This window comes from Guptibacillus hwajinpoensis, from assembly GCF_005144865.1.
Lineage (GTDB): Bacteria > Bacillota > Bacilli > Bacillales > Guptibacillaceae > Guptibacillus > Guptibacillus hwajinpoensis_A.
In genome coordinates, this window is record NZ_SWFM01000007.1 from 24,775 (window position 1) to 38,686 (window position 13,912).

The 13,912-nt window shown below is 39.7% G+C and carries 13 protein-coding genes; 2 read left to right on the forward strand and 11 right to left on the reverse strand.

The genetic code is table 11. The features are described 5' to 3' along the window. Positions 1 to 69: 69 nt before the first annotated feature. From FBF83_RS17800 to FBF83_RS17850, 11 genes are all read right to left on the reverse strand, one after another. Positions 70 to 366, reverse strand: coding sequence for a putative quinol monooxygenase (locus FBF83_RS17800; protein ID WP_136948502.1), 297 nt, complete (start codon positions 364 to 366; stop codon positions 70 to 72). A 25-nt stretch (positions 367 to 391) separates the two neighbouring features. Then, complete coding sequence (locus tag FBF83_RS17805; protein WP_136948503.1) at positions 392 to 1,027, reverse strand: nitroreductase family protein; 636 nt, start codon at positions 1,025 to 1,027, stop codon at positions 392 to 394. Positions 1,028 to 1,055: 28 nt separating this feature from the next. Next, complete coding sequence (locus FBF83_RS17810; protein ID WP_136948504.1) at positions 1,056 to 1,490, reverse strand: MarR family winged helix-turn-helix transcriptional regulator; 435 nt, start codon at positions 1,488 to 1,490, stop codon at positions 1,056 to 1,058. A 389-nt stretch (positions 1,491 to 1,879) separates the two neighbouring features. Beyond that, complete coding sequence (locus tag FBF83_RS17815) at positions 1,880 to 2,272, reverse strand: FxsA family protein (RefSeq protein ID WP_136948505.1); 393 nt, start codon at positions 2,270 to 2,272, stop codon at positions 1,880 to 1,882. Between the two features lie 184 nt (positions 2,273 to 2,456). Further along, positions 2,457 to 4,211 (reverse strand): pyruvate kinase, encoded by a 1,755-nt coding sequence (gene pyk / locus FBF83_RS17820; protein ID WP_136948506.1) that lies wholly within the window; start codon positions 4,209 to 4,211, stop codon positions 2,457 to 2,459. Positions 4,212 to 4,334: 123 nt separating this feature from the next. After that, positions 4,335 to 5,294 (reverse strand): 6-phosphofructokinase, encoded by a 960-nt coding sequence (gene pfkA, locus FBF83_RS17825; RefSeq protein WP_136948507.1) that lies wholly within the window; start codon positions 5,292 to 5,294, stop codon positions 4,335 to 4,337. Positions 5,295 to 5,409: 115 nt separating this feature from the next. Continuing rightward, positions 5,410 to 6,387: an acetyl-CoA carboxylase carboxyl transferase subunit alpha gene (gene accA, locus FBF83_RS17830; protein WP_136948508.1), complete on the reverse strand. Its 978-nt coding sequence runs from the start codon at positions 6,385 to 6,387 to the stop codon at positions 5,410 to 5,412. Beyond that, a complete protein-coding gene (accD, locus tag FBF83_RS17835; RefSeq protein ID WP_136948509.1) occupies positions 6,387 to 7,244 on the reverse strand; it encodes an acetyl-CoA carboxylase, carboxyltransferase subunit beta in 858 nt (285 codons plus the stop codon). The genes accA and accD overlap by 1 nt, the downstream gene beginning before the upstream one ends. A 35-nt stretch (positions 7,245 to 7,279) precedes the next feature. Then, entirely contained in the window at positions 7,280 to 7,927 is a 648-nt protein-coding gene (locus FBF83_RS17840; protein WP_136948510.1) for a FadR/GntR family transcriptional regulator, read from the reverse strand. Between the two features lie 149 nt (positions 7,928 to 8,076). After that, a complete protein-coding gene (locus FBF83_RS17845) occupies positions 8,077 to 9,315 on the reverse strand; it encodes an NAD(P)-dependent malic enzyme (RefSeq protein WP_420875146.1) in 1,239 nt (412 codons plus the stop codon). A 130-nt stretch (positions 9,316 to 9,445) separates the two neighbouring features. Continuing rightward, the gene (locus FBF83_RS17850) at positions 9,446 to 12,811 is read right to left on the reverse strand and encodes a DNA polymerase III subunit alpha (RefSeq protein WP_136948512.1); all 3,366 of its coding nucleotides are present in this window, start codon (positions 12,809 to 12,811) and stop codon (positions 9,446 to 9,448) included. A 180-nt stretch (positions 12,812 to 12,991) separates the two neighbouring features. On the opposite strand from FBF83_RS17850, the gene FBF83_RS17855 reads away from it, so the two are divergent. Continuing rightward, entirely contained in the window at positions 12,992 to 13,327 is a 336-nt protein-coding gene (locus tag FBF83_RS17855) for a YtrH family sporulation protein (RefSeq protein ID WP_136948513.1), read from the forward strand. Next, positions 13,297 to 13,830 (forward strand): sporulation membrane protein YtrI, encoded by a 534-nt coding sequence (gene ytrI, locus FBF83_RS17860; RefSeq protein WP_136948514.1) that lies wholly within the window; start codon positions 13,297 to 13,299, stop codon positions 13,828 to 13,830. Before FBF83_RS17855 ends, ytrI begins: the two co-directional genes overlap by 31 nt. The last annotated feature ends 82 nt before the right edge of the window (positions 13,831 to 13,912 follow it).

Sequence of the window (13,912 nt, forward strand, 5' to 3'; positions counted from 1 at the left end):
GCGGTAGATTAAAATTAAAAAGCTTGTAGGGAAAGTCTAGACTTTCCCTACAAGCTTTTTAACTTAGTATTATCTTTTTACTTCATTACCTTCATAGCTTTTCACTTCTAATGGAGCAACCAAATATTCTGGTGCTTTCTCAACGAAAGCTTTGAAGTGCTTGCTTTTTCCATGTTCCTCTACTGCATCAAGGCTCTCCCAAATTTCTACCATTGTATATGCATTTTCTTGTTCAACGTCTTTCATAAGAGTGTAAGAGATGTTACCTTTTTCTTTTCTAGACTCATCAACAAGAGTGCGAACTTCTTCAAGAAATGCTTCTTCTTTTGCTTTGTTAATTTGTAGTCCTGCATGTGTAATAATCATCGTTTCATTCCTCATTTCTATCGTTTTATTTCCATTCTGTAATAGACTCAATTGGTAAGCGCACGGATTGATAACCCGTATCTGCAGCTTTACCAATCGAAATCAACATAACCGGATAATAGCGGTCTTTGTCCATACCATAAGCTTCAGCAATTTGGTCTTTTTCATAACCACCGATCGGATTTGTATCATAACCATGTGCACGTGCTGTTAGCATTAATTGCATCGAAACCAAACCACCATCGATTACATTCATTTCTTTGAATTGTTCTGGGGACATAGTTTCTAATAAACCTTTAATAGCAGGAAGCTGTCGATCTCTTACTTCTGCAGGCATGTATCCTTTTTGTACAGCAGAATCGTAGATCTCATCTGCGTAGTCCAAGCTATTCATGTCAACAAAAACAGCAATCATTGCTGAAGACGTTTCGACCTGAGTCTGATTAAATTTAGCAAGTGGTGCTAATGTAGCTTTCCCTTCCTCGCTATCAATAACCACAAATCGCCATGGTTGAAGATTAACTGAAGATGGAGCAAGAGTAGCTTCTGTTAATATTTCCGTCATTTCTTCTTTGCTAATTTTCACTGATGAATCATAGTGACGGATTGAACGGCGACCAGTGATAATTTCATTAAAGTCATTGATTTTTGTTGCATTCATTCTTAAAATCTCCTTCTGAGTATTCTAGTTAGTATTGAATGTCTTTTACATTCTTTTGTATACGAGAAAGCATATTTGATAGTGAAGTTTGTTCTTCTTCACTAAAGTCTCTTAATACTTTTGTGATAAACTGCTCTTTTTCTTTTCGAAATGAAACAATCCTTTCACGACCTTCATCCGTTAAGCTTACAAAAGTGAATCGATTATCATTCGGGTTTTTCCGACGAGTCACCATGCCTTTTCCCTCAAGTTGCTTTAAGTGTCTTGTCACAGCGGCAGAGTCAATATTCACTGCCTTCTGCAACTCCGTCTGGCTAGTTTCGTCCACTTCAAACAGCTTATGAAGAAGATCTAAGCGAGACTGGCTGATACCAGTGCATTTTTCGAATTTAGGACTAATCTGCTTAAATATCTCATTCAACTGATATAATATCTTACCTTCATCTGAACATAGATTCGACAAAAACTTTCCTCCTTAATCAATTGACGGGTCAATAGTTGACTCATCAATTAATATAATCCAAATTTGATTTAATATCAAATAAGACGACTTAACGCTTCATGCCCAATACACATATCAACCTAAAAATAAATAGAGCTTGAATTTTCATTCAAGCTCCATAGAGATTTACAGTACATTATTATTAACGTGGTATTCAATAATTTGGTTTATTTCTCAGAGATTTTTGTTTTTAAATAGGGTTTTTGTAAGAAAGTATCCACACATCAAAGTTGATTGGAGCGGAAGGTGCTCGACTCCTGCGGGACTAGCGGGACAGGTGAGACCCCACAGGCGAGCATCCTGGAGCGGAAATCAACAACTACTTTTATAGCATAACTGTCGAAATATCCTTATCTTCTAATAAACATAAACTGTCCATTTTTCATTTTGCGTTCAATGAATGTCAACATCCAGCGTTTAAATGGTTTTCTAGTAGCTGGAATGAGAAGCAAGAAGCCTACCGCATCTGTAATAAAGCCAGGAGTTAGTAATACAACACCACCGATAAGGATACATAACCCATCAAGAATGGCATCACCAGGCATCTGGCCCGTTTGCATTTGTCTATTCACTTTCTGAATAGCTTCTGATCCTTCTCTACGAGCAAGCCAGGCACCGAGTACTCCAGTACTGATAATGAGTAGAACCGTTGGAATAAGACCCAGAGTTCTCCCTGATAATAGCAAGAGTGCAATCTCTAGAGCTGGCACTATAATAATAAATAGTAATAAAATACGAAACATAATGAAAGCTCCCTCAATCATAATCGGGACATCTTCCCGTTACATCTATTATACGCGATTTATACTACTTTTCGAACCATCACGCTTTAAGTGGTAATTATAAGACATATTAGTTGGTAATCCTATGAATTTCTTTATTACAAAAGGCTGTCGATTAATCGACAGCCTTTTAAGCAGTTCTATTTTATAAAATACTTGTTTTGCCGTTATAAATAATACCTGTTGAAGCATCAAGTGTAACTTGCTGACCTTCTTCAAAGAGAGTTGTTGCATTTTCAAGGCCAACTACAACTGGTAGACCAAGGCTTAGACCAACAACAGCTGCATGGCAAGTAAGACCGCCTTCTTCTGTGATAAGTCCAGCTGCTTTCTCTAAAGCAGGAACCATATCTTTGTCAGAACCGATTGTCACAAGAATAGTATCTGCGTCTGCTTTTTCAATCGCTTCTTCAGCTGTTCTTGCGATGGCAATTCTTCCGGAAGTTGATGTTCTACCGATTCCCTGTGCTTTTGCGAGAATGTCACCAATAACATGTACTTTCATCAAGTTCGTTGTACCTGATTCTCCAACTGGTACTCCTGCAGTAATCACAACTGTATCACCGTGGTTTACGATACCAGATTGAATAGAAGCATCTACTGCTACTTCAAGCATCTCATCTGTTGTTTTAACTTTGTGACCTTCTTGAGCATGTACACCCCATACAAGAGCAAGCTTGCGGCATACACTAGCTGTATTTGTGACAGCAACAATCGGTGCCTTCGGGCGGTATTTAGAGATCATACGAGCTGTATGACCGCTCTCAGTAGCGGTAATGATTGCTGGTACATTCAAGTTATAAGCTGTATGAGCAACAGATTCACTGATTGCGTTTGTTGTGTTTGTTTCAGTTTCCTTACTTCTTACAGAAAGAAGCTCACGGAAGTTAAGTGATTTTTCAGTGTAAGAAGCAATGTTATGCATCGTTTGAACTGCTTCGACCGGATAAGAACCTGCTGCTGTTTCACCAGAAAGCATAATTGCATCTGTTCCATCAAGAATAGCGTTGGCAACATCACTTGCCTCTGCACGTGTAGGGCGTGGGTTACGCTGCATAGAATCAAGCATTTGGGTTGCTGTAATTACAGGTTTACCTAGTGCATTACATTTCTTAATAAGCTGTTTTTGTACCAATGGCACTTCTTCAGCTGGAATCTCAACACCAAGGTCTCCACGAGCTACCATCAATCCGTCAGAAATTTCAAGGATTGAATCAATATTATCTACACCTTCACGGTTTTCAATCTTAGGAACAATCTGGATGTCAGTTGCTTTATGCTTTTCCAAAAGCTTACGAATATCAAGAACATCTGATACACGGCGTACGAAAGATGCTGCAATGAAATCAACACCCTGTTCAATCCCAAATTCAATATCAGCTGCATCTTTATCGGTAATACCAGGAAGATTAACGCTCACGTTCGGTACGTTAACACCTTTTTTGTTTTTTAGAGTACCGTTATTAAGTACTTCTGTATAAAGTTCATTCTTTTCTACTTGCTTAACTTCAAGCTCAATCAAACCATCGTCTAGTAGAATTTTAGATCCTACATGAACATCGTTAACAAGGTCTGGATAGGTAACAGAGATCTTTTCAGTTGTTCCAAGTACTTCTTCCATAGAAACAATTAGCTGTTGACCAGCTACAAGATCAATCCCACCATTTTCCATGTTGTTCGTACGAATTTCCGGTCCTTTTGTATCAAGAAGAATCGCAACGTTCTTACCAAGCTTTTCAGCTACAGAACGGATCGTTTTAATACGTGCGCCGTGTTCTTCAAAATCACCGTGTGAGAAATTAAGACGAGCAACGTTCATACCTGCTTGAATTAATTTTTCTAATGTTTGTTCGTCCTCACTTGCTGGTCCTATCGTACAGACAATTTTCGTTTTACGCATGGGCCTGTCTCCTCCTAAAAGCTATTCTTCGCTTAGTTTTCATCATTACTTCACTGTTATGCACTATATTTTAGACATTACGATACACCCCTTATATGAAGGGGTGAACCAACGATCTAGATGTTAAATAGATAATTCTCTCGCAAGCTGACACATTTTTTGATTCACTTCATGAGGCAGAGCAAGCGCTTCGTTTATATCAAGATCAACAATCTCATTTTTCTGGATACCAACTGTTCTACCTTCTGCTCCTTCAAGGAGTAGTTCCACTGCTCTCGCACCAAGGCGACTTGCAAGCACTCGGTCAGCTGCTGTTGGAGATCCACCACGTTGAACGTGACCAAGCACAGTTACACGGGTCTCCATATTCATTTCTTCTTGAATTTGTTTACCAATTTCAACTCCGCTTCCAACACCTTCAGCAACTACAATGATGCTGTGGCGTTTACCACGATCATGTCCTCGCTTCAATCGGCTCAAAATATCAGCCATTTCGAACTTTTCTTCAGGAATTAGAATCGATTCTGCACCGTCAGCTAGTCCTGACCATAGCGCAATGTCACCTGCATCGCGACCCATAACTTCAATCACATATGTACGCTCATGAGAGGTCGCTGTATCACGAATTTTATCAATAGCTTGAATAACAGTGTTAAGAGCTGTATCAAAGCCAATGGTAAAATCAGTGCCTGGAATGTCATTGTCGATTGTACCTGGAATTCCGATAGTCGGGAAGCCGTGACCAGTTAGTTTCTGTGCTCCACGGTATGAACCGTCTCCTCCAATAACTACAAGTCCTTCGATTCCAAACTTCTTAAGGTTTTCTACACCTTGCAATTGTCCTTCAAGCGTCTTAAATTCAGGACAACGGGCCGAATAAAGCATTGTTCCGCCACGGTGAATAATATCAGCTACAGAGCCGATTTCCATTTTCTTTATATCTCCATTCATCAACCCGGTGTATCCGTGGTAGATGCCGTATACTTCAATATCATGGTAGATCGCCTTACGAACAACAGCACGGATGGCTGCGTTCATTCCCGGTGAGTCTCCTCCGCTGGTTAGAACACCAATACGTTTCATACCTGTTCACCTCATTAATTCTTTGTGTTACTAAAATATCAAATACAACCGTTGAATACAATAGCTAAGCTAGCTCGCAAAAAAGTGCTTTCTCTTTATTGAGAAAGCACTTTCCTTATTTTAAGCCAATGGTATCGGTTACAAACGTATATTGTCCAATATTTCTGTATTTTTCATAGCGATGCTCAACAAGCTCTTCTTTGGTAAGTTGTGTCAGTTCTTCAAGAGATTTGGAAAGTGCTTGTTGGATCGACTTAGCTTGCACTTCAATATTTCTGTGAGCGCCACCTTTTACTTCAGGGATGATTTCATCGATCACATTAAGCTCTTTCAAATCAGGTGCTGTAATCTTCATTGTATCCGCAGCTTGCTGTGCAAGTCCTGAATCTTTCCACAAAAGTGCTGCTGCTCCTTCTGGAGATATAACAGAGTACCAAGAATTCTCAAGCATGTGAACGTGATTCCCTACACCAATAGCTAGAGCCCCTCCACTTGCACCTTCACCTATAACGATGCAAATAATTGGTACAGTTAATCCAGCCATTTCTATCAAATTGCGTGCAATTGCTTCACTTTGCCCTCTTTCTTCCGCTGCTTTCCCGGGGAATGCCCCTTTCGTATCTAACAGGAAGACGACTGGACGATTAAATTTCTCCGCCTGTTTCATAAGACGAAGCGCCTTACGATAACCTTCTGGGTGAGGCATACCAAAGTTTCTTCGTAAGTTTTCCTTCGTATCTTTACCTCTCTGATGACCAATTACAGTCACAGGCTTTCCTTCAAACGTTGCAATACCTCCAACTATCGCTTCATCGTCACCGAAGAGACGATCCCCGTGTAGCTCAAGAAAGTCTTGAAAAATACGGTCAATATAGTCATAAGTAGTCGGGCGTTCTGGATGACGAGCAAGTTGTACGCGGTTCCATGCCGTGAGATTCTCATATATTTCTTCTTCCATTTTGGAAAGTCTTTTCTGTAAACGCGAAACCTCATCAGTCAGATCAACGTTCTTCTCTTCCATGAAGGCATTCAGTTCTGTAATTTTGTCTTCAAGTTCTTGAAGTGGTCGTTCAAAATCAAGGCGCTGTGCCATTATCTCTCACCCCTGTTCCCATGAATCATTAATACTTTACTAAGCGTCTTCTTCATATCAGCACGGTGAATGACGCGATCAAGTTGCCCGTGATGCAATAGAAATTCTGCCGTTTGAAAATCTTCTGGAAGATCTTCTCGAATTGTTTGTTCAATAATACGCCTACCAGCAAATCCAATTAAAGCTTTTGGTTCCGCAAAATTAAAATCACCAACTGAAGCAAAACTAGCAGAAACTCCCCCCGTGGTGGGATGTGTCATGATGGAAATGAACAGTCCTCCATGGTCGCTGAATCGTTTTAGGGCAACACTCGTTTTTGCCATTTGCATAAGGCTCAATACACCTTCCTGCATTCGAGCACCACCGGATGCTGTAAAGATAATGAAAGGAATTTTTTCTTTATCTGCATGTTCAATTGCTCTTGTAATTTTCTCTCCAACTACTGACCCCATACTACCCATGCGAAAGCGAGCATCCATAACAGCGATAGCCGTTCGATGTCCATCTATTGTTCCTTCACCTGTAACAACAGCCTCATTAAGGGAAGATTTTTTTTGATCTTTCTCGAGACGTTCGACGTAGTCTGGGAAAGAAAGAGGATTCTCAGATATCATATCAGCATCTAGTTCCTTAAATGAACCCTTATCTAGCGTATTCTTTAAACGTTCAGGAGCCGACATTTGGTGATGATAACCACACCTCACACATACTTTATGTGATTTCTCTAGTTCCTTTGTATAAATAATACTTTTACACCCAGGACATTTCGTCATAATGCCTTCAGGGACATCCTGTTTTATTTTATCTGAGGGAACCGTCGCATATTTTTTCTTCTTGTTGAATAGATCCTTTAACAATGTTGACCATCCCTTTCACCTTTTAAATCAAGTTGTTATTCTTCCGTTCTCTTCATTTCATATTGGTCCAGTAGAAGAATTGCTTTCTCCTGGTCTTTCGTAGAAAGTGCTTCAATGAGTTCTTCATAATATACAAATGGACGAAACGTTAAATGATGCCAGATTGTCTGGTGATAGTCTGCAAGCTCGCCCCATAACCTCATTAACAAATAGTTTCCCGTTGACGAAACAATGATTCGAAAGAAAGCTGTATCAAACTCAGTAGAGAAGATCTCTCTATCTGAAGAGTTGTCCTTATGTTCCATCATAGTTCTTAATCGCAAAAGATATTCATCGGATATCCGTTCACACGCCACTCTTAGAATATCTTTTTCGATTAGTTTTCTAGTTTCTAGTAAATCTTCTCTAGACTTTGTGTCTTTAAGAATAAAAGAAGCGATTACTTCAACTAATCGATGATCTTTTGCATTCGCTATAAATGTGCCTTCACCACGTCTTGTCTCAATAAGGCCAAGCATTTCCATCGATCTCAATGCTTCCCTAACAGAAGATCTTCCAGCATTTAAGCGCTCAGAAAGCTCCCTTTCTGAAGGGAGCTTATCACCTGTTTGCAAACCATCATTGTAAATAATCGCTTTAATCTTCTGTAGGATATCCTGGTAAACCTTTCTCTGGGTTGTCATAGAAAATCAACACCCTTTCCTAACCCTGAACGATCATTCGCCTTCTTAGTTCCTAACAGAGCCTGCATTCGACTATTATCTAACTTTTGATCAGGGTTGCCGTTGGTTGAACCGCAAGAAAAAAGTGAGAAAGTCAAACTCTTCCCCACTTACTCGTTATCTTCTTCAATAATAGCAAGAGAACGCGTTTTTTCTTTAACAGCTTCAGGGTCAACGTTTATACGTGCTACTCCGGTTTCCATTGCTGCTTTTGCTACACTCGCTGCAACAGCAGGCGCTACACGTGGATCAAATGGCGCAGGGATTACATAATCCGCATTGAGGTCTTCTTCTGCTACTAATCCTGCGATAGCATGGACAGCAGCTACCTTCATATCTTCATTAATATGTGTCGCACGAACATCTAACGCACCTCTGAATATACCTGGGAATGCAAGAACATTATTAATCTGATTCGGGAAGTCAGAACGCCCTGTTCCAATAACTCTAGCACCCGCTTCTCGTGCATCATCAGGCATTATTTCAGGATTCGGATTTGCCATGGCAAAAATGATCGGTTCCATATTCATTGATTGGACCATTTCTTTCGTTAATGCTCCTTCAACAGAAACACCAATAAACACATCCATATCAGCGATCACTTCTTTTAATGAGCCCTCTGCTTTATCTCGGTTTGTATACTTTGCAACTTCAGCTTTTACGTCATTCATTCCGTAAGAACGACCTTCATAAATAGCACCCTTTGAATCGCACATGATAATGTCTTTTACACCAAAACGATTCAGTAGTTTGATAATAGCAATACCAGCAGCTCCTGCTCCGTTTATAACTACCTTAATTTCACTCATTTTTTTATCAGATAATTTAAGTGCATTAACAAGACCAGCAACGGTTACGATAGCCGTTCCGTGTTGATCATCGTGGAAGATTGGTATATTTGTTTCTTTTTTAAGCCGCTCCTCAATGACAAAGCAATTTGGCGCAGCGATATCTTCAAGGTTAATTCCACCAAAAGTGGGCTCCATCAACTTAACAGTTTGGACAATTTGATCAACATCAGTTGTATTCAAGCAGATCGGAAATGCATCTACACCCGCAAAACTTTTGAAAAGCACTGCTTTCCCTTCCATTACTGGTAGTGCTGCCTCTGGCCCAATATTACCAAGTCCTAGTACAGCTGTACCGTCGGATACAACAGCCACCATGTTACCTTTCATTGTATATTCATATACTTTATTCTTGTCATCATAAATCTCTTTACATGGCTCTGCTACTCCTGGTGAATAAGCAAGGCTCAAATCTGTTGCATTTCGAACTGGTACCTTAGACTTTGATTCAAGCTTTCCCTGTCTCACGCGATGAATATGTAGAGCTTCTTCTCTCGTAATGGACAATAAACCCACTCTCCTTTTTCCAGAAGCATTATTAGATTATACTATTTCCCCTAGCACATTTGGGCAGTGGTCTGACCACTCTATTTTCACCATTATAACAAATCACCATTTGCTGTAAAGATTTTCATGACGTCTTTTTTATAACATTGCCTTCACCAAGTAGCTCTTTCAACTTGGAAATGCTCGTAGAATCAGCTTCCACTAGCCACTCTTTGCCTAGCTTTACTGTTTTTTCAGATTCGGCATAATAAATTACGACTCGCGTCTCGCCAGGACTTTCCTTTAGCACTCGTTTGACATCATTTAGAACACCTTTTTCTTGGTGCTCTGGTTCTATTTTAAGGAATAGCGTTTGTTTTGTTACTTTTGGCGAAATATCTTCCAATTTCATAGCCCTTGAAACGATAATATTCGTTTGATCATTTCTTTTTTGAGACATACCATCAACGTAAACAAACTCGCCTTTTAGCAGAATGCTTTCCATCTTCTCCCAAACATCCGGAAACACAACACCTTCAATTTCTTCTGTTTCGTCTCCAAACGTAACAAACGCCATCAACTGCCCTTTTTTCGTACGAATACTCCTCGCCTTCAGTACCTGAGCTGCAATTCTTAATGGTTCGCGATCTGAAGTTTTTAAAGCATCTACAATTAAATTTCTTTGATACCCTTTAAGGTTGTCTAAATAAGGATCAATCGGGTGTGCTGTTAAATAAAAGCCAATGGCTTCTTGCTCAAAGGCAAGCATTTCCTTTTCTTCAAAAGGAGGAACACTTTCATATGCAGGTTCAACTTCTCGGTCAAGAAAAAAGCCGGCTTGTTCGCTCTGCTCAGCACCGTAGTTCATTGCGCTTTCAAGCGATGCAAGCATGGAGGAGCGGCTTACGTTAAATTCGTCCATGCAGCCGGCAAAAATCATAGATTCTAACGCCCGCTTGTTGACGATTTTCAATGAAACTCTTGCGCATAAATCAAATAAACTTTTGTAGGAAGATGCAATCCGTTTAGCAACGACTTCTTCAATAGCATTTCTGCCAACGTTTTTAATTGGAAGCAATCCAAAACGTAAACCATCTTCTTCAACCGCAAAAGTTTCGAAGCTTCGATTTATAGATGGTGGTAGAATGGTAATTCCTTTCTGTCTCGATTCAGTTAAGTAGACCGACAGTTTGTCCTGGTTTCCAATCGCTGATGTTAAAAGACTGGAAAAGAAGTAGCGTGAATAGTTGGCTTTTAAATACGCGAGTTGATAAGCAATTACACTATAAGCAACGGCATGACTTCTGTTAAACCCATAATCCGCAAAACGGACAATATACTCATAGACTTTTAGAGCTGTTTCCCTTGGATATCCTTTCGCTATGCACCCATTTACGAAGTGCTCTCTCTCTGATTCAAGTACTTCTCGCTTTTTCTTTGAAACTGCGCGCCTTAAAAGATCCGCTTCTCCAAGTGAAAAGCCTGCTAGTTTCGAAGCGATTTGCATGATTTGTTCTTGATATACAATAACACCATATGTTGATTTCAGAATCGGCTCAAGGTCAGGGTGAAGGTAATCTACAGCTCTTTCGCCGTGTTTTCCAGATATAAATAGAGGGATATTTTCCATTGGACCAGGACGATAGAGTGCATTGACTGCTACGATGTCTTCAAATTCAGTTGGTTTAAGTCTCCGCAGTACCTGGCGCATGCCGTCTGATTCTAGTTGAAAAACACCTGTTGTATCACCTTGTTGAAGAATCTGAAATGTTACTTTATCATCCATTGGTATATCCGATAGGACTGGGCGCTTCCCACTTTGCTCTTCGATATCATTTAATATACCTTCAATTAAAGTTAAATTTCTTAGTCCAAGAAAATCCATTTTAAGTAGGCCAATTTCTTCAAGATCGTTCATTGGGAATTGTGTCAAACTTATCGATTGCCCTCCTAGTAAGGGGACATGTTGCGTCAATGGTTCAGCAGAAATCACTACACCAGCTGCATGAGTAGATGTATGACGTGGCAAGCCTTCAATTGTGCTAGCTATGTCAAAAACTCGTTTACCATCCGCTGATGAGGATAGAAGGTTGGCTAGCTTTTTCGACTCCTTTAATGCCTGCTTGAGTGTCATGCCAGGTCTTGAAGGGATTGCTTTAGACATTGCATCAAGAACTTTGTTATCAACTTCAAATACTCGTCCTACATCGCGGATTGCCGCCTTTGCCGCAAGTGTTCCGAATGTTACAATTTGCGCAACTCGATTGTGACCATACTTCTTATGAACATAATCAATAACTTCATCACGTCTTACGTCTGGAAAATCAATATCAATATCAGGCATCGTCACACGTTCAGGGTTTAAAAAACGCTCAAATAGAAGGTTATGCTTAATCGGATCCACGTTCGTTATGTTCAGTAAGTAAGCGACAAGTGAACCAGCAGCAGACCCTCTCCCAGGACCAGTAATCATATGATTGTCGTGTGCATACTTCATAAAATCCCAAACAATTAGAAAGTAATCGTTGAATCCCATCTCGTTAATAATAGAGAGTTCATATTCCAATCGATCTATGATTTGTGCAGTCGGATTTTCATATCGGTACGAAAGGTTCTCTCGGCAAATCCTTTCGAGATAGGCAAATGCAGTTAAGTCACTTGGAACAGGGTAAACCGGCAAATGAGTATCCCCAAATGTAAGCTCCAGCGAACATTTTTCTGCGATATATCCTGTGTTTTCGAGCGCCACTTCGTATCCTTTGAATCGACTCTTCATTTCATCTTGTGATGTTAAATAAAATTCGTGATTTGGAAGAGCAACCTGATCTTTCTCTTCATAACGCTGACCTGTATCAATGCATCTTAAGCAGTCATGAGCTTCCCCATCTGATTTATTTATATAATGAACGGCATTTGAAACTGTAAGGGGAATAGTCGCTTTAGATGCAAATTTAGAGATCAAGTGGTTAAGCTGTCTTTCTTCTCGTATGGCGTGATCTTGCATTTCTAAATAGAATCTATGTGAGAAAGCGGTTTGATAGTGCGATGCAAGTTGAAGTGCAATCTCTTCTTCTCCATGGAGTAGCATTTGTCCGATTCTACTATTCACTGATCCCGACAGTGCAATTAGCCCATTGGTTAACTCCAATAGCTCTGTTTCTTTTATGTATGGCGTTCGACCTTCTGCATGCTGCATAAGCGTACTTATATTTAATAAATTCTCATATCCTTCACTGTTTTGAGCAAGTAATACAAGATTGTCATATTTCCCTTCCTGCTGATATAAAGCGCTATCGCCAGTTCCGACACGTACATCCAGGCCAATAATAGGCTTTATTCCATGCTTTATACACGCTTTATAGAAAGGAATAGTTCCAAACATCGTTCCTTTATCTGTTAGAGCAAGTGACTTATACCCCTTCTCTTTCGCAGACCTAACTAGAGATTCAATTCGACTAGGACTGTCGAGGAGACTATATTCACTGTAGACACGAAGATGCACAAATTCCATAACTGATCCCACTTTCGCTTTGCTATTACTTTCTATTATAAATACTTGAAGCGTCCCTAACAAACATTATCAAGCATAAGTGCCTCTCCTTTTCGCATAGGCTTTACTAGATAGGAAAACTTGTCTAATCGAATGAGTCTGCTTGAGTTAAAGTATAACAATCAGAAAGAAGGAATCATAATGGAGAGAGTAACACTCGTAACTCTAATTATTGCTTTTTTCGTTGCGTTCGGTGTTATCGTCGGCGGTTCAATTATTGGCGGCATCGGCGCTTTTCTCTCTGGTGAGCCGCCACTACATTGGATTTTCATTGTTGCTCAGCGTTTGAAGATCTGGGCAATCGCCGCTGCAATAGGCGGAACTTTTGATACCATAAATAATATGGAAAGAAGCTTTTTGAGTGGCTCTCCAGATGAAATCATGCGCCAGTTTCTATGGATTTTCTGTGCTTTAGGTGGTGCACAGGCAGGCATGGAAGTAATCAATTGGTTAACACAGGAACGCTCATCCTTATGAGAGTTCCTCCCATTTATTCAAGAAAAGGCTGGCAAAGATTTCTGGCTGGATTTTCAGTAGGAATTATCTTCGGTTGGCTATTTTTCCTGATGCTTTTTGGAATTATGTACGAAAAACAAATTACCTCAATTAAAGAACAGAAAATCGAGATTTATGACCTTAAAACACAAAACCAGACGTTATTGGATGATATGAAAAGTTACGATAACAAAGATATTGAAAAAACCCTTCTCGTTAAGAAAATACAGGTTACATTTGAAAAGGATGAAGATCTTCCCTTAAATTCCCTAACACGTCATGAACTCAAAAAAGATATTCAAACTGAATTGAATGATTTATTAAATAAGGACCTTGGTTCGGTTGCTAGAACGAGAAGCTTTGTTATTAAATCACTAGAGAACAAAACGCTCACCATTGATAATATTAAATATGGTTTTGAAGTAAAGGAATTTATTCTATGGACAAAAGTAGAAGTTGTACTCACTATTCATCTTGTCCAATAACAAATGCTTCTTTTTTGTGAACATTTGTCAGACAAGTCGCAATTTTCGTCTGTGTAGTATATGATAAGAGTACCGAAATAGT

Bases quoted from the DNA above. Each gene is read 5' to 3' on its own strand.
- FBF83_RS17800 (WP_136948502.1), bottom strand. From the start codon at position 366: ATGATTATTACACATGCAGGACTACAAATTAACAAAGCAAAAGAAGAA.
- FBF83_RS17805 (WP_136948503.1), bottom strand. From the start codon at position 1,027: ATGAATGCAACAAAAATCAATGACTTTAATGAAATTATCACTGGTCGC.
- FBF83_RS17815 (WP_136948505.1), bottom strand. From the start codon at position 2,272: ATGTTTCGTATTTTATTACTATTTATTATTATAGTGCCAGCTCTAGAG.
- pyk (WP_136948506.1), bottom strand. From the start codon at position 4,211: ATGCGTAAAACGAAAATTGTCTGTACGATAGGACCAGCAAGTGAGGAC.
- pfkA (WP_136948507.1), bottom strand. From the start codon at position 5,294: ATGAAACGTATTGGTGTTCTAACCAGCGGAGGAGACTCACCGGGAATG.
- accA (WP_136948508.1), bottom strand. From the start codon at position 6,387: ATGGCACAGCGCCTTGATTTTGAACGACCACTTCAAGAACTTGAAGAC.
- FBF83_RS17840 (WP_136948510.1), bottom strand. From the start codon at position 7,927: ATGACAACCCAGAGAAAGGTTTACCAGGATATCCTACAGAAGATTAAA.
- FBF83_RS17850 (WP_136948512.1), bottom strand. From the start codon at position 12,811: ATGGAATTTGTGCATCTTCGTGTCTACAGTGAATATAGTCTCCTCGAC.
- FBF83_RS17855 (WP_136948513.1), top strand. From the start codon at position 12,992: ATGGAGAGAGTAACACTCGTAACTCTAATTATTGCTTTTTTCGTTGCG.